We start from the raw sequence: 17,156 nt of genomic DNA, 5'->3' as shown, positions 1-17,156 counted from the left end.
GTGATCGACGTCCCGGAGCAGCTCGCGGCCACGCAGGCCACGTTCAACGGCCGGGCCGGGCCGGACTTCGTCGCCCGCCTGCCGGACCTCGCCGCCGCGTTCCTCGACCGCTGGCGGCTGCGGCTGGACGGGCCCTCCATGCACGGCGTGTGCGCCCTGGTCCTGCCCGTCGTACGCCGCGCCGACGGCACGCCCGCCGTCCTCAAGCTGCAACTCGTCGACGCCGAGAGCGCGGGCGAACCGACCGCGCTGCGGCTGTGGGACGGCGACGGCGCGGTCCGCCTCCTCGACCACGACGAGCCCACCGGCACCATGCTGCTGGAGCGCCTCGACCCGGCCCGCAGCCTCGCCCACGTCGCCGACAGCCGGGAAGCCGTCCGCGTCATCGCCGGACTGCTGGCCCGCCTCACCACCACCCCGGCGCCCCCGTCCCTGCGCCGCCTCGGCGACCTGGCGCGCGGGATGCTCGACCGGACGCCCGCGGCCCTGGCCCGCGTCCCCGACCCGGCGGACCGGCGCCTGCTCGCGGACTGCGCCGCCGCCCTGCGCGAGGTCGCCGCCGAACCCGGCGACCGTCTCCTGCACTGGGACCTGCACTACGCCAACGTCCTGGCCGCCGACCGCGTCCCCTGGCTGGCCATCGACCCCAAGCCGCTGTCCGGCGACCCGGGCTTCGACCTCCTCCCGGCCCTCTTCAACCGCTACGACCCCGCCGAGACCCCCTGGCGCTTCGACGCCCTGACCGCCGCCGTGGGCCTCGACCGCGCCCGGGCCCGCGCCTGGACCCTCGCCCGCGTCCTCCAGACCTGCCTCTGGGACATCGAGGGCGACCGCCCCCCGCCCCCCGGCCACCTGGCGATCGCCCGCACCCTGCGCGACCGACGCGGCGATTAGCCCGCCTTCATGATCCGCACCGCGACCCCCGCCGACGTCCCGTCCGTTCTCCGTCCCGCACCCGCGCGGGTACGCGCACTACCGGCTGGTGTTCGATCGTGAAGTGACCTTGTCGGAGGTGGAGTTGCCGGCCTGAGCGGTCCCGCGGGCGGCGCGGCCCAGGGCCTGGAGGGCGCGGGCCCGGGCCGGCACGTCGGGGAGGCGGCGGGCGGCGCACTCCAGCAGGAGCGTGGCGACGGTGAGCCGCATCCGGGAGGCCGGGGCGGGCCCGCCGGAGGCGCGGTTCAGGCCCGGCGGAGCGAACGGCGGGACGGGCTGGGCTTGCGGGAACAGTGTGCGGGCCCATTCGAGCAGGGTGCGGCAGGCCCGGTCGGGGTCCGGGTGGCCGGTCGCCGCCAGCGCGTGGGGAAGCTCGTCGGCCAAGTCGTCCAGGATCTCCTCACGGTGCACGCGCAGTAAGGCGGCGTGGGGTTCGGGCGGGGCTGGACGGGGTGCTCGGGGACCGGCTCCGCGGGTCGCCCACGAGGGCGCGACCGCGGCGAGGCCTTCGTGCAGTGCGACCGCGAAGGCGCGGCCGATGAGTGCCGTGGTGTCCTCGAATGGGCCCACGGGCGCGGAGGTGCTCACCGTTGTTCTCCCTTGGTCACCTGCGTGGGCAAAAGTCGCGCTCGGACGTACGCGCGTTCCCGGCCGCGTTGCATTCGGCCAACCGCACCCGACGGTAACCGCGCCGCTTCCCCTCCCGCCCATGCCGCGATCACGCCCGGCTCTCCGAGCGTGCGGGGCGGGAAATGGGCCTGGGATTACCCGACCGTGAACGCCGCTCCCGGCGGCCGACCGAGCGGACGGTGGCTGCTATTCGACGGTCGCGGCCCTCCTTCCGCGTGAGATGGCCGACATTGACTCTGCCGTTCTGACCTGCGAGTTACTGTGGCGACATGCGATTCGGGGTGCTGGGCCCACTTGAAGTACGCACGGTGACGGGGAGGCCGGTTCGGGTACCGGAGGTCAAGGTCCGCACCCTGTTGGCCTGTCTGATCGCCGACCACGGGCGGGTGGTTCCCACGGCCCGTCTGATCGACGCGCTCTGGGCGGGCGCACCCCCCGCCAATCCCACGGCCTCGCTCCAGGCGAAGGTCTCGCAACTGCGCCGCGTCCTGGAGGACGCCGAGGAGGGGGCCCGCGACCTGGTCGTGCACCGGGCACCCGGCTATGTGCTTCAGGCCGCGCCCGACACCGTCGACGTGGGGCGGTTCCGGACCCTGGTGGCGCACTCCCGCACGCTGGAGGACCCGCGGGCCAGGGCCACGGCCCTGTCGAAGGCGCTGGCGCTGTGGCGGGGGCCGGCGTTCGCCGACTTCGCCGACGAGCCCTTCGTCCTGACGGCCTTCGCCGGACTGGAGGAGGAGCGGCTCACCGCGGTCGAGGAGCACATGGAGGCGCGGCTCGACCTAGGTGAGCACAGTCTACTCATGGGCGAACTGACCGCGCTGGTCACCGGGCACCCGCTGCGCGAGCGGATGAGGATGGCGCACATGCGGGCGCTTTACCACGTGGGCCGGTCGTCGGAGGCGCTGGACAGCTACACCGATCTGCGCCAGCACCTCGCCGAGGAACTGGGGCTGACTCCGGGTCAGGCCATCGAGTCGCTCCAACAGGCCATTCTGCGCCAGGACCCGGCCCTGAACCGGGTGACCCCGGAGGCCGGCACCGCGCCCTCGGCGCGGGCCCGTACCAATCTGCCCGACGCCGCCAACGACCTGGTGGGGCGGGAGGGCGCGGTGACCGAGGGCCGGCGGCTGCTCGCCCGGCACCGGCTGGTCACGTTCACCGGGCCAGGCGGAGTCGGCAAGACCCGGCTGGCCGTCGCGGCCGCCGCCGGTCTCGCCGAGGAGTTCCCGGACGGGATCTGGCTGGTGGAACTGGCCGGACTCGGGCTCGTCGACGGGCCGGAAGTGCTGTCGTGCGTGTCCCAACAGGTGCTGGCGGCGCTCGACATCCGGGAGAGCACGGACGGCACCACGGCGGAGGCGGACCTGGGCGACACCTGCCGGTCCGTACGGCGGCTGGTGGAGTTCGCGGAGTCCCGCCGGATGCTGCTCGTTCTGGACAACTGCGAGCACATGGTCGACGACGTGGCCATGCTGGTGGGCCGGCTCCTCGAACAGGCGCCCGGTGTGCGGGTGCTGTCGACCAGTCAGGAACCGTTACGGGTGCAGGGCGAGGCGGTGTGGCCGGTACCGCCGCTGGAACTGCCCGAGTCCACCGAGCTGGAGGCGCTGGAGCGGTCCAGTGCCGTACGGCTGTTCGTCGAGCGGGCACGGTCCGCGGATCCCTCCTTCGTCGTGGACGCGCGGACGGCCGAGGCCATCGCCGCCGTCTGCCGCCGCCTGGACGGCATCCCGCTGGCCCTGGAACTGGCCGCCACCCGGGTCAGGGCGCTCGGCATCCACCAGCTGCTGGAACGGCTCGACGACCGGTTCCGGGTGCTGAAGTCGGGCTACCGGGGCGCACCGCACCGCCAGCAGACACTTCAGGCGACCATCGAGTGGAGCTGGAGCCTGCTCACGCCCGAGGAACAGACAGTGCTGCGACGGCTGTCGGCGCATGTCGACGGGTGCACGCTGGAGGCGGCGGAGCAGGTGTGCGCCGGCGGCGAGGTGGCGGCCGACGACGTGGTCGACATCCTGGCCCGGCTGGTGGACCGCTCGCTCGTGGTCCGCAGCGACGCCCCGCACGGCGCGCGCTACCAGTTGCTGGAGTCGGTGGCGGTGTACGCGCAGGCCCGGCTCGTGGACTCGGGCGAGGCGGTCGAGGTGGCCCGGTGGCACGCTGTCCACTACGTGCGGCTGGCCGAGGCGGCCCGGCCGCACCTCGGCGGACCCGAGCAGCACCACTGGCTGCGGCGGCTGTCGGCGGAGACCGGCAACTTCCGGCGGACGCTCCAAGAGCTGCGCGGGGCGCGGTCGGCCGAGCCGGCCCTGCGGCTGGTGAACGCGCTGGCCTGGTTCTGGGTCCTGATGGGACGGCTCACCGAGGCGCACCGCTCGCTGTGCTCGGCCCTGGAGCTGGTGGCCGTCCCGCCCGGCCCGGAGACCGTGGCAGAGCCGCCGGGCGGGCCCGCGCAGCCGGCGGTGGCCGAGGCCGCCGCCTGGTGCCAGGGCATCGGGCTGCTGCTCGGCGAGGTCAGGCCGGAGGAGCACTGCCGGGTGAGCGGCCATACCGCTCCGGGTGTCCGCACGGAGGGGCTGGCCCGCGCCAAGTGGTTCACCGGGAACGCGCTGTGGGACGTGGGCGCGCTGGCGGCCGCGGAGGCGGAGGTCAGCGCGGCGCTGACGGACTTCCGGGCGCTGCGCGACGAGTGGGGTGTGGCGGCGGCACTGAGCAGCCGGGCCGCGCTGGCGATGACCCGCGGTGACCTGGAGAGCCTGCACGACGACGCGCTGGAGGCCCGGTCCCAGTTCATCCGGCTCGGCGACGCCTGGGGCGAGCTGAAGACGGCGCAGGTGCTGGCCGTGCACGCCGAGATCACCGCCTCGTACGAGCAGGCGGCGCAGCTGCATCGCGAAGGGCTGCGGATGGCGGAGTCTCTGGAGCTGTGGCCGGAGGCGTCACGCCAGTTGTCCGGTCTGGGCCGGATCGCGCTGCTGTCGGGGCGCTTCGAGGAGGCGGACGAGTTCCATCGCAGGGCCATGCGGCTGGCGGTGGAGCAGGGCAATCGGCCGGCCGAGCAGATGGCGGAGCTGGGGCTCGCGCTCGGCGCCCGGCGCCGGGGCGACCTGGACGCGGCGGAGCGGCACCTGCGGCCGTGGCTGGCCTGGAACCGCAGCCGGGAGGCGAACAACGGCCTCGCTCTCGTCCTGGCGGAGCTGGGGTTCTGCGCGGAGCTGCGCGGAGACGTCGAGGGGAGCCTGGTCCGGCACCGGGACGGTCTGAGCGCCGCGCTGGTCACCGAGGACCCGCGGGCGGTGGCGCTCGCCCTGGAGGGCCTGGCCTGCGCGTACGCGCTGAGCGGCCGTCCGGCGCGGGCGGCACGGGCGGCGCGGCTGCTCGGCACAGCGGAGGCGACCCGTGAGCAGTCCGGCGCCCCGCTCCCCCCCACGGAACAGGCCGACGTACGGCGGGCGGCGGCGCGGGCCGTGGAGACGCTCGGCGCGGAGGTGTTCGCGGTGGAGCACGCGGCGGGGCGCTCGGTGGACCATCGCCTCGCGGCCGACTCCGAGCTGAGCGGGTCCGCGGCGCCGGTGGACGCGGGCGGCTTCGAGGAGCCGGACGGTGAGCGCAGGCCGCGGCGGGCCGTTGAGTCCCGCTCCGACGGGGCGGCCGGCGGTCTGCCGGCCGACGCGGTGGCGGAGGAGGCCGCCGGGGCCCGGTCGCTGCGGGCCCGTGCGCCGCGGTGGCTCGGCACCGGCGCGACGGGCAGGGACTACGGGAGCGAGGACGACGCCTGGCCCGACCGGGACATCCCGGCCTGACCACCCGCGGCCGGAGCGCCGGCGGGCCGGCCGGCGCTCTCAGCGGTGCGACTCCTCCGTCCAGTTCCGGCTGCTCAGGTCGGATCCGCGCAGCACCTGCACCCGCCAGGGCTCGATCCGCAGCACGTGGCCGGGCTGCCCTCGGCGTACAGGTCCCACGCGTACTTCTTGGTCTCCGGGTCGTCCATCCAGCGGGAGACGCTGTCGATGAAGACGGCGTTGCCGGGGATTCCAATAGGAGTACGTGGTGTGGGGATTGTTCCGAGAACGAATCCACCTTCACAGCAGCCATCACGGCACCTCGGAAAATTCATCGCAGAAACGGGGTGAATTCAGCACGCGTCGATCTCAGCGTGCCCCATGCCCCACCTGGGGAGAAGAAGGCACCAGTGGTGGGCCGGAATCCCCCGGGAATCCAGCCAACTTTCGTTTCCGATGGCCGGAGGATTACCCGCCGATGACCGCATGGTGATCCACCAGGGAAAACGGCTCGTTACCTTCCGACGGAATGCCCGTCTTGCCTTTTCGGGCGTACCAGGTTCGGAGGAACGAGTGTCTATTCAGGATTCGGCCGGGGTGTCGGATGCAGTCCGCGAGGCCGTACCCGTGATCCGGGAACACGGCATCGAGGCGGAGGAGCAGGGGCGGGTGCCACGGGAGACGCTGAGGCTCCTGGACCGGGCCGGAGTGTTCCGCATGGCCGTGCCCGAACGGTTCGGCGGTCTGGACCTTCCGCTCGCGCGGCAGGCGGACGTGGTGGGTGAGATCGCCGGGGCCTGTCCGGCCACCGGCTGGAACATGACGGTGTGGCTCACCGGGGCGCTGATCGCCGGCCTGTACCCGGACGAGGCGCAGAAGGAGGTCTTCGACGGGGGCTCGGTGCGGGTGTCGCTGGGCTTCGCGACGACCGGCCGGCTGACCCCGGTCGAGGGCGGCTACCGGCTCAGTGGGCGCTGGAGCTACAACTCCGGCTGCCATGCCGCCGACTGGGACGTGCTCGGCGCGGTGCTGGAGCGGCCGGACGGGACCGAGGAGGAGTTCTTCGCCCTCGTGCCGCTGGCGGAGCTGTCGATCATCGACGACTGGGACGTCTCGGCCGGCAGCGGTACGGGGAGCGCTACCGCGGTCGCCACGGACGTCTTCGTGCCCGCCCACCGGCTCATCGGCTACGACGCCTCGCTGACCGGGGACACCGGTGAGCGGTGGAACCAGCAGGTCTCGGGACGCGGGTACGGCGCCGTCTCGTTCATCATGTCGCTGTACGCGAGCATGGCCCTCGGCCTCGCGCGTGGTGCCCTGGAGCTGTTCTTCGAGCGGCTGCCGGGACGCGGTATCACCTACACCGACTGGGACGACCAGCGCCAGCACCCGCTGGTCCAGCAGCAGGTGGCGGCCGCGGCCAACCGGATCGAGGCCGGCGCGGCGCTGACCGACCGGGTGATCGCGCTGCTCCAGGAGCGCGCCGATGCCGGGGAGCAGCCCACCGACGCGGAGAAGGCCCAGGTCCGCGGGCGGACCGCGTTCGCCGGCGACCTGGCGAAGGAGGCCGTCCAGCTGCTGTACTCGCTCAGCGGTGCCTCGGTCCTCAAGCGCAGCGTGCCCATCCAGCGTTACCACCGGGACATCCTGGGCTTCACCCAGCACGCCCTGGCGCATCCGCTGCCCAACCTGGAGATGCAGGGCCGCGTCCTGATGGGGCTCGACCCGGGCTCGTACATCCTCTGAGCCCCCGGCTCCCGAACGGCGCGGGCCGCCGGCCGCCGCTCCCGGTGCGGAGCGGCGGCCGGCGGCCCGTTCGCGTCGGATCGGTCAGTCGGCCTTGGCCGGCGCGGGCGGGAAGTGGCCCTCCTGGACGAAGAACTCCACGTACGTGGCGAAGAGTTCCTCCGTCAGCGGCGGGCAGCTGATCCCGGTGCCGTCCAGAGCCGCCTCCGTCTCCCCGGTGTCGAGGGCCGGGTAGAAGGCGTCGGTGTCGGACGTCATCATCTCGAACGCGTGCAGCAGGGGCTGGAGCGCGTTGTCCCGGTCGGCGCGCACCGCCTCGCGCCACCGGTCGGCGTCGGTCTCTTCGAGCCGGTACCCGAGGCGGCGCAGGTAGGTGACGCAGTCGGTGAGGCTGAGCGAGCTGCGGTTGAACAGGTGGTAGGTGCCGCCGGCGCCCTCCGGCCGGGTGGAGATGCCGAGGATGGCGGCGCTGACGTAGTCCACCGGCAGCAGGTGGAAGCGGCCGCCGGTGCCGGCGGGCACCAGGCCCGCCTGGAGCAGGCCCTTGAGGCCGAGCCAGACGAAGTCGCGGGTCTGGCAGGCGCCGTTGTCCCGGTCGCCGGAGATCACGTCCACCCGGTAGACGGTGACGGGCAGGCCCCTGTCGCGGGCCAGCTCGACGACCTGTTCGGCGACCCACTTGCTGCGCAGGTAGCCGCTGGGCAGCACCTCGGCGGGGCCGGTCGGGTCAGTGACCTTCAGCGGCACGCCCGGGGTGACCGGACCGTCGAACACCCCGACCGTGGAGACGTGGTGGACGGGGACCGTGCGGTGGCGGGCGGCCAGCCGCAGCACTTCGCGGGTGCCGCCGACGTTGGCGGTGCGCAGCGCCTGGTAGGGCTGGAGCCAGTGCACGGAGGCGCCGGCGTGGTAGACGACGTCGACCGTGCGGGCCAGTTCGTCGAAGCGTGCCTCGGTCAGCCCGAGCCGTTCCTCGGCGAGGTCTCCGACGAGCACGTGGAGCCGGTCCTCGTCGATGTCGTCCCAGACGCGGTACCACTGGAGGCCGGAGCGCAGCCGTTCGCGTGCGGTGCGCTCGTCGGTGCCGCGGACCAGACAGTGGATCCGGGCGGTGGTGGTGCGCATCAGGTCGCGCAGCAGGAATGCGCCGAGGAAGCCGCTGGCGCCGGTGAGCAGGATCTCGTCCGGGTCGGTGACGGTGCGGACGACCTCGGCGGCGGGCCGGATGTCGTCGGGCAGGGTGATGTCGGCCGCGTAGTCGACGGTGTCGGCCGCGGGGTCGGGCGCTGTGCCGTCGGCGCCGGGTGCCAGCTCGGCGAGCAGGTGGCCGGCCAGGTCCCGCGGGGTCGGATGGTCGAAGACGACGGTGGCGGGCAGGGTCAGTCCGGTGAGCCGGGACACCCGGTTGCGCAGTTCCACGGAGGTCAGCGAGTCGAGGCCGAGCTGCGGGAAGGAGCGGTCGGGAGTGATGCCGTCCGCGCCCGAGCGGCCCAGGATGCGGGCGATCTCGGTGGTCAGCGCCTCCAGGACGGCGGCGTACCGGGCCTCTTCGTCGTCGAGGGCGGCGAGCCGGTCGGCGAGCGAGGAGCCGTCCTCGGCCCGGCTGTGGGCGGTGGCCCGGCGCGGCGTCCGCACCAGGGCGCCCAGCACGGCCGGGGTCCGCGGCTGTTCCCGCAAGGCGCCGAGGTCGAGCGGGGTGGCCACCGGGTCGGGCCCGAGCCGCAGGGCCAGGTCGAACAGACCCGGCCCCTGTTCGGTGGCGACCGGGAGGAAACCGCTGCGGGCGATCCGCTTGAGGTCGGTCTCGGTGAGGTTTCCGGTCAGTTCGGAGGCCTGGGCCCACAGGCCCCAGGAGATGGAGGTGGCGGCGAGGCCCCGCGCCGCCCGGTGCCGGGCCAGCGCGTCGAGGAACAGGTTGGCGGCGGCGTACGTCGACTGGCCGGGGCCGCCGACGACGGAGGCGACGGACGAGAAGGTCACGAACGCCGTCAGCCCGAGGTCGCGGGTCAGTTCGTGCAGGTGCCAGGCCGCGTCGACCTTGGGGCGCAGCACCGCGGCGAGCCGCTCGGCGGTCTGCGCGCCGATCACCCCGTCGTCCAGCACGCCCGCGGTGTGCACGACGCCGCGCAGCGGGTGCTCGGCGGGGACGGCGGCCAGCAGCGCGGCAAGGGCGTCCGGGTCGGAGACGTCGCAGCCGGCAACGGTCACCGAGGCGCCGAGACCGGTCAGTTCGGCCCGCAGCCGGTCCGCGCCGGGGGCCTCGCCGCCGCGTCGGCTGACCAGCAGCAGGTGCCGCACTCCGTGCCGGGTGACCAGGTGGCGGGCGAAGAGCCCGCCCAGGGAGCCGGTGCCACCGGTGATGAGGACGGTGCCGTCCGGGTCCCAGACCGGGTCGCCGCCGGCCTGGTCCACCCGCGGGGCCCGCTCCAGCCGGGGCACGAGCACGCGCGGACCGGCCGCGGGGCCGTCGCCGTCCTCCCGGACGGCCGCCTGCGGTTCGCCCGAGGCGACCAGCGCGGACAGCACGGCTTCCAGGCCGGGCGCCTCCGGGTCGGGGACGTCGGCGAGGACGATCCGGCCGGGCGCCTCGGACTGCGCCGAGCGCAGCAGACCCCACGCGGCGGCGGCGCCGAGGTCGTGGACATCCTCGCCGTCGGCGGCGGACACCGCGCCGCTGGTCACCACGACCAGCGGAACGCCGGTGAGGGCGTCCTCGGCGAGCCATGCCCGGGCCAGTTCCAGGGCGCGGCCGACCGTGGCGTGCACGGCGTGCGGCGGTGTGGTGCCGGGCGGCGTGGTGAGGCGGACGCGCACGGCGTCGACCGGCGTGCCGGCGACGGCGGCGGCCCGCGGGTCCGGCTCGCCGCCGTCCGCGGCGAGTTCCGCCCAGTGCAGCGTGGCGGGCGCGAGCGGGCGGGGCGTCCAGGCGAGCCGGAACAGCGCGTCGTGGTCGCGGGTCCGCGCGGCGCTCAGCGCCGCCGGGTCATGGGCTCCCAGGGTGACGGCGTCGGCCTCGGCGACGGGGGCGCCGGACGGGTCGGCGAGGTGCAGGGCGTAGGTGTCGTCGGTGTCGAGGCGCGGGACGAGGCGCACGCGCAATTCGCGGGCGCCGGTCGCGTGCAGCCGCACGCCCTGCCAGCGGACGGCCGCGCCGAGCGGGCCGAGCACGGGTTGGAGGGCGGCGTCGAGGAGGGCGGGGTGGATGCCGAACCCTTCTGCCTGCTCGGCGAGTTCGTCGTCGAGCCGCAGCTCCGCGAAGTACGCCCCGTCCTGCTGCCACAGCCCGGTCAGAGCGCGCAGGCGCGGGCCGTACGACACACCGGCGGCGGTGAGCCGGGCGTAGTGGTCGTCCGGGTCGACGGCGGTGGCGCCGGCCGGGGGCCACGGGGCCGGGTCTTCCGCGGCGGGCGCGGCGGGCGGGGTGGTGCCGAGGACTCCGCGGGCGTTGCGGGCCCAGGTCGCGCCGGGGTCGCCGGTCCGGGTGTGCACGGTGACGGCACGCCGGCCGTCGGTGTCGGCCGCGCCCACCCGGATCTGGAGACGCAGCGCGCCCTCACCGGGCAGGACGAGGGGTTCGTCGAGGGCCAGTTCCTCCAGCACGGTGGCACCGCTCTCGTCACCCGCGCGGACGGCGAGTTCCGCGAGGGCCGCACCGGTCACGACGGCCTCGCCGGCCACCGTGCGCGCGGCGAGCGAGGGGTGGCTGCGGGCCGACAGGCTGCCGGTGAACACGGTCTCGTCGCTGTCGCCGAGGGTCAGGGCGGTGCCCAGCAGCGGGTGGTCGGCCCGGTCGAGACCGAGGCCGCCCGCGTCGGCCGAGGCGGCGGAGGCGTCGACCCAGTACCTGCGGTGCTGGAAGGCGTAGGTGGGCAGGGCGACGCGCCGGGCGCCGGACCCGGCGAAGAACGCCTCCCAGTCGACGCGGGCGCCGGTGAGGTGCAGTTCGGCCAGCCCGCCGACCAGGCCGGCCGGCTCGGGCCGGTCGCGCCGTTGCAGGGCGAGGGCCCGGGTGCCGGTGCGGTCGGCGAGAACGCCCCGGTTGAGGGCGGTCAGGACGCCGTCGGGGCCGATCTCGACGTAGGTGCGGACGCCCTGTTCCTCCATGGCGGTGACCGCGTCGGCGTAGCGGACGGCCTCGCGCACCTGCCGCACCCAGTAGTCCGCGTCACGCAGATCGTCACCGGATGCCGGACGACCGGTCAGCGTCGACACCACCGGAATGCGCGGAACCCCGAACTCGACCTCCTTGAGGACCATGCGGAACTCCTCCAGCATCCCCTCCATACGCGGCGAGTGGAACGCGTGCGACACCAGCAGCCGCCGCACCCGCCGGCCCCACGCCACGAAGTGCGCGACGACGTCCTCCACCGCAGCCTCGTCACCCGAGACAACCACCGCCGCCGGCCCGTTGACGGCGGCGATCCCGACCACCGCCTCACGACCCGCCAGCAACGGCACGACCTCCGCCTCCGACGCCTCCACCGCCACCATCACGCCACCCTCCGGCAGCACCTCCATCAACCCCGCACGAGCGGCCACCACCCGGCACGCGTCCACCAACGACAGCACACCCGACACATGCGCCGCCGCCAACTCCCCCACCGAATGACCCGCCACCACCGACGGAACCACACCCCACGACTCCACCAGCCGGAACAACGCCACCTCGAACGCGAACAACGCAGGCTGCGTCCACCCCGTCCGATCCAAACGCCCCGACCCGGCCTCCTCCCACATCACCTCACGCAACGACCCATCCAACAACGGATCCAGCACCCCGCACACCTCGTCCAACGCGGCAGCGAACACCGGATACGAAACAGCCAGCTCACGCCCCATCCCCACCCGCTGCGCACCCTGACCCGAAAACACGAAACCCAGGGCGCTGGTGGTCGGCGCGGGTGAGCCGGCCGCGCGGGACGGGTCGGCGGCCAGCTCCCGCAGGGCGGCCTCCAGTTCGTCGCGGCCGGTGCCGGTCAGGGCGATCCGGTGGTCGTGCAGGGTGCGGGTGGTCGCCAGGGAGTAGCCGAGGTCGGCGGCGGTCAGAGCGGGGTTTTCGGACAGGTGGTCGAGCAGCCGTTCCGCCTGGGCGGCGAGAGCCTGTTCGTCGCGGGCGGAGACGAACCACGGCACGGCGGGCGGCGGCGTTCCCGGCTCGTCCGGGGCGGCCGGCTCGTCCTCGGGCGCTTCGAGGATGACGTGGGCGTTGGTGCCGCTGACGCCGAACGCGGAGACCGCCGCCCGGCGCGGCCGGCCCCGGTCGGGCCACCGCCGCTGCTCGGTGAGCAGTTCGACGGCGCCCGCCTCCCAGTCGACCATCGGCGTCGGCTCGTCCACGTGCAGGGTGCGGGGCAGCAGCCCGTGCCGCATCGCCTGCACCATCTTGATCACGCCGCCGACGCCGGCGGCGGCAACGGTGTGGCCGATGTTCGACTTCAACGAGCCGAGGTACAGCGGGTCTTCACGGTTCTGGCCATAGGTGGCAAGCAGCGCCTGGGCCTCGATCGGGTCGCCGAGCCGCGTACCCGTGCCGTGCGCCTCGACCGCGTCCACGTCCGCCGGCGCCAGCCGCGCGTCGGCCAGCGCCTGCCGGATCACCCGCTCCTGCGAAGGACCGTTCGGCGCGGTCAGACCGTTGCTCGCACCGTCCTGATTCACCGCGCTGCCACGGACCACGGCGAGGACGCGGTGCCCGTTGCGCCGCGCGTCCGACAACCGCTCCACCACCAGCAGACCGACGCCCTCCGACCAGGAGGTGCCGTCGGCGGCGGCGGCGAAGGACTTGATCCGGCCGTCGGGGGCCAGGCCCCGCTGGCGGCTGAAGTCGACGAAGCCGCCCGGTGTGGCGGTGATGGTGGCACCGCCGGCCAGGGCGAGCGCGGACTCGCCGGTGCGGACGGACTCGACGGCCAGGTGCAGGGCGACCAGGGAGGAGGAGCAGGCGGTGTCGACGGACAGCGCGGGCCCCTCCAGGCCGAGGGCGTAGGCGATCCGGCCGGAGGCGACGCTGCTGAGCTTCCCGGTCATCAGGTAGCCCTCCAGCTCGGCGGGGCCCTCCAGACCGAGGTAGCTCTGCTCGACCACGCCGGCGAACACACCGGTGCGCGAGCCGCGCAGCGAGGCCGGGTCGATGCCGGCGTCCTCCAGGGCCTCCCAGGCGGTCTCCAGCAGCACCCGCTGCTGGGGGTCCATCGCCAGCGCCTCCCGCGGGGAGATCCCGAAGAAGTCGGCGTCGAAGAGCGCGGCCCCGTCGAGGAACCCGGCCTCCCGGGTGTACGAGGTCCCGAGGTCGTCCGCGTCGGGGCTGTACAGGGCGTCCAGGTCCCAGCCGCGGTCAGCGGGGAACGGACTGATCGCGTCCCGGCCGTCGGCGACCAGGCGCCACAGGTCGTCGGGGCTGCTCACACCGCCCGGGAACCGGCAGGCCATGCCGATGATGGCGATGGGCTCCTCGGCGGCGGACTCCAGTTCGGCGATGCGCTCGCGTGCCTTCTGCAGGTCCGCGGTCACCCACTTCAGGTAGTCGACGAGCTTCTGTTCCTTGGTCTGCGCGGACGGGGCGGGCTGGGCGGGCTGCTGTGCGGACATGCGAGGGAAAGCCTCTCCTTGAACGCCGGGCCAGGACAGGTGCGACGGCGGTGCGGGGCCGCCCACGGCGGGCGGCCCCGCACCGGGTCAGTCCGCCGCCCGGCCGAGCTGGGTGTCGATGAAGTCGAAGATCTCGTCGGCGGAGGCGGACGCGATCAGCTCCGGCACGGCCGGGTCGCCGGACGCCGGGTCGGCGGCGGGCGTGCCGCCGGACAGCCGCTCCAGCAGCCCGCGCAGCCGGGCCTCGGCCTCGGCGCGGGCCTCACCGTCGGCGGGCAGCGCGTCGAGCGAGGCCTCCAGCCGGTCCAGCCCGTCCCGTACGGCGCGGGACGGCGCGTCGGGCGCGAGGCCGGCCGCGTTCAGCACGAAGGCGGCGAGGGCGCCCGGGTTGGGGTGGTCGAAGACCACGGTGGCGGGCAGGGTCAGACCGGTCGCCTTGGCCAGCCGGTTGCGGAGTTCGACGCCGGTGAGGGAGTCGAACCCGAGCTCCTGGAAGGGCCGGTCGGGGACGATGCCGGACGGGTCGCCGTGCTTGAGGACGGTCGCGACGAGGTTGGTGACGATCTGGAGCACGTACTGTTCGCGCTGGGCGACCGCCAGTTCGGCGAGCCGCTCGGGCAGCGGCACCACCTCGGGCTCCGCCGCCTCCGGTTCCGCCGTCCGCTGGACGGGCTGCCGGGCCGGGTCGCCGTCGGCGGGCGGGAGCTGGTCCAGCCAGTAGCGGCGGTGCTGGAAGGCGTAGGTGGGCAGGGCGACGCGCCGGGCGCCGGACCCGGCGAAGAACGTCTCCCAGTCCACGCGCGTGCCACGGGCGTGCAGCAGGCCGAGGGCACGGACCAGCGACTGCGGTTCGGGGGTGCCGGTGCGGACGGAGGCCGTGGCGACGGTGGCGTCGGCGTCGCGGACGGACTGCGCGGCGAGCGCGGCCAGCGCCCCGCCGGGGCCGATCTCGACGTAGGTGCGGACGCCCTGTTCCTCCATGGCGGTGACCGCGTCGGCGTAGCGGACGGCCTCGCGCACCTGCCGCACCCAGTAGTCCGCGTCACGCAGATCGTCACCGGATGCCGGACGACCGGTCAGCGTCGACACCACCGGAATGCGCGGAACCCCGAACTCGACCTCCTTGAGGACCGTGCGGAACTCCTCCAGCATCCCCTCCATACGCGGCGAGTGGAACGCGTGCGACACCAGCAGCCGCCGCACCCGCCGGCCCCACGCCACGAAGTGCGCGACGACGTCCTCCACCGCAGCCTCGTCACCCGAGACAACCACCGCCGCCGGCCCGTTGACGGCGGCGATCCCGACCACCGCCTCACGACCCGCCAGCAACGGCACGACCTCCGCCTCCGACGCCTCCACCGCCACCATCACGCCACCCTCCGGCAGCACCTCCATCAACCCCGCACGAGCAGCCACCACCCGGCACGCGTCCACCAACGACAGCACACCCGACACATGCGCCGCCGCCAACTCCCCCACCGAATGACCCGCCACCACCGACGGAACCACACCCCACGACTCCACCAGCCGGAACAACGCCACCTCGAACGCGAACAACGCAGGCTGCGTCCACCCCGTCCGATCCAAACGCCCCGACCCGGCCTCCTCCCACATCACCTCACGCAACGACCCACCCAACAACGGATCCAGCACCCCGCACACCTCGTCCAACGCGGCAGCGAACACCGGATACGAAACAGCCAGCTCACGCCCCATCCCCACCCGCTGCGCACCCTGACCCGAAAACACGAAACCCAGGGAGGCGTCGGAGGCCGTGGAGGTGTCGAGGGTGCGCAGGTCGGCGAGGAGGGCCTCGCGGTCGCCGCCGACGGCCACCGCGCGGTGGTCGAGGGCGGCACGGGCGGTGGCGAGGGTGTACGCCACGTCCTTCGGGTCCAGGCCGGGGTGCCGCTCGACGTGGTCGAGCAGCCGCTCCGCCTGCGCGGTGACGGCCTGGGGCGTACGGCCGGACAGCAGCCACGGCAGGACGGGGACCCGGACGGGCGCCGGCACGGGCTCGGTGCCGTCGGCGTCCTCGGCGGCCGGGGCGGGCGCCTCCTCGATGATGACGTGGGCGTTGGTGCCGCCGAAGCCGAACGACGAGACGGCGGCCCGGCGCGGCCGGTCGCCGCGCGTCCACTGCCGCTCCTCGGTGAGCAGTTCGACCGCGCCGGCCGTCCAGTCGACGTGCGGCGAGGGCTCGTCGACGTGCAGGGTGCGCGGCAGCAGGTCGTTGCGCATCGCCTGCACCATCTTGATGACACCGCCGACACCGGCGGCGGCCTGCGCGTGCCCGATGTTCGACTTCAACGACCCCAGGTACAGCGGGCCTTCACGGTTCTGGCCATAGGTGGCAAGCAGCGCCTGGGCCTCGATCGGGTCGCCGAGCCGCGTACCCGTGCCGTGCGCCTCGACCGCGTCCACGTCCGCCGGCGCCAGCCGCGCGTCGGCCAGCGCCTGCCGGATCACCCGCTCCTGCGAAGGACCGTTCGGCGCGGTCAGACCGTTGCTCGCACCGTCCTGATTCACCGCGCTGCCACGGACCACGGCGAGGACGCGGTGCCCGTTGCGGCGGGCGTCCGACAACCGCTCCACCACCAGCAGTCCGACGCCCTCCGACCAGCCGACGCCGTCCGCGCCCGCGCCGAAGGACTTGCAGCGGCCGTCGGGGGCCAGGCCCCGCAGGCGGGAGAACTCCACGAACGCGACCGGCGTGGACATCACGGTGACGCCGCCGGCCACCGCCAGGTCGCACTCGCCGTTGCGCAGCGCGTTCGCCGCCAGGTGCAGGGCGACCAGGGAGGACGAGCAGGCGGTGTCGACGGAGACGGCCGGCCCCTCGAAGCCGTACGTGTACGACAGCCGGCCGGCGGCGATGCTGCCCGCGCTGCCGCTGAACAGGTAGCCCTCGAAGTCCTCCGGCGGCAGGTGCGGCCGGGAGCCGTAGTCGCTGTACATGAGGCCGGTGAACACACCGGTGCGGGAGCCGCGCAGGGCGGTGGGGTCGATGCCCGCGTCCTCGAAGCCCTCCCAAGCCGTCTCCAGCAACAGGCGCTGCTGGGGGTCGATGGCCACCGCTTCGCGCGGGGACATGCCGAAGAACTCCGGGTCGAACCGGTCGGCGTCGTGCAGGAAGCCGCCCTCGCGGCCGTACGAGGTGCCGGTGCGGTCGGGGTCCGGGTCGTAGAGGCTCTCCAGGTCCCAGCCGCGGTTCTCCGGGAACGCGGTGACCGCGTCCGTGCCGTCGACGACCAGCCGCCACAGGTCCTCCGGCGAGCCGATCCCGCCCGGGTAGCGGCAGGCCATGCCGACGATCGCGATCGGCTCGTGGCGCCGTTCCTCGATCTCTCGCAGCTGCCGGCGCGCCTCGCGGGCGTCGGCGACGGCCTTCTTGAGATAGTCGCGGAGCTTGTCCTCGCCCGCCATGGTCTGTCAACTCCCGGGTGTCGTGGGGTGGTGTGCCTCGGGTTCCTG

The 17,156-nt window shown here is 74.3% G+C and carries 5 protein-coding genes and 1 pseudogene; 3 read left to right on the top strand and 3 right to left on the bottom strand.

The genetic code is table 11. The features are described from left to right. On the top strand, window positions 1-894 hold the full coding sequence (locus ACZ7D7_RS14090; protein WP_470824411.1) for an aminoglycoside phosphotransferase family protein: 894 nt from the start codon (window positions 1-3) through the stop codon (window positions 892-894). Between the two features lie 78 nt (window positions 895-972). Here ACZ7D7_RS14090 and ACZ7D7_RS14085 read toward each other — a convergent pair whose 3' ends face one another. Further along, on the bottom strand, window positions 973-1,521 hold the full coding sequence (locus ACZ7D7_RS14085; protein ID WP_470824410.1) for a hypothetical protein: 549 nt from the start codon (window positions 1,519-1,521) through the stop codon (window positions 973-975). A 311-nt stretch (window positions 1,522-1,832) separates the two neighbouring features. Here ACZ7D7_RS14085 and ACZ7D7_RS14080 point away from each other — a divergent pair, with 311 nt between their 5' ends. Together ACZ7D7_RS14080 and ACZ7D7_RS14075 are read left to right on the top strand one after the other, a co-directional pair. Beyond that, window positions 1,833-5,369, top strand: coding sequence for an AfsR/SARP family transcriptional regulator (locus tag ACZ7D7_RS14080; RefSeq protein WP_470824409.1), 3,537 nt, complete (start codon window positions 1,833-1,835; stop codon window positions 5,367-5,369). A gap of 576 nt (window positions 5,370-5,945) precedes the next feature. Then, on the top strand, window positions 5,946-7,094 hold the full coding sequence (locus ACZ7D7_RS14075) for an acyl-CoA dehydrogenase family protein (protein WP_470824408.1): 1,149 nt from the start codon (window positions 5,946-5,948) through the stop codon (window positions 7,092-7,094). Between the two features lie 84 nt (window positions 7,095-7,178). Here ACZ7D7_RS14075 and ACZ7D7_RS14070 read toward each other — a convergent pair whose 3' ends face one another. Both ACZ7D7_RS14070 and ACZ7D7_RS14065 read right to left on the bottom strand, forming a co-directional pair. Then, the gene (locus tag ACZ7D7_RS14070; protein WP_470824406.1) at window positions 7,179-13,682 is read right to left on the bottom strand and encodes a thioester reductase domain-containing protein; all 6,504 of its coding nucleotides are present in this window, start codon (window positions 13,680-13,682) and stop codon (window positions 7,179-7,181) included. A gap of 87 nt (window positions 13,683-13,769) precedes the next feature. Next, window positions 13,770-17,084, bottom strand: a pseudogene (locus ACZ7D7_RS14065) (type I polyketide synthase); the annotation flags it as partial. Window positions 17,085-17,156: the final 72 nt, after the last annotated feature.

The organism is Streptomyces sp. NPDC037054 (genome assembly GCF_055606745.1).
This window is presented reverse-complemented; position numbering and strand designations above follow the sequence as displayed.

Excerpts from the sequence above, each read along its gene's own strand:
- ACZ7D7_RS14080 (WP_470824409.1), top strand. The coding sequence starts at position 1,833 with ATGCGATTCGGGGTGCTGGGCCCACTTGAAGTACGCACGGTGACGGGG.
- ACZ7D7_RS14070 (WP_470824406.1), bottom strand. The coding sequence starts at position 13,682 with ATGTCCGCACAGCAGCCCGCCCAGCCCGCCCCGTCCGCGCAGACCAAG.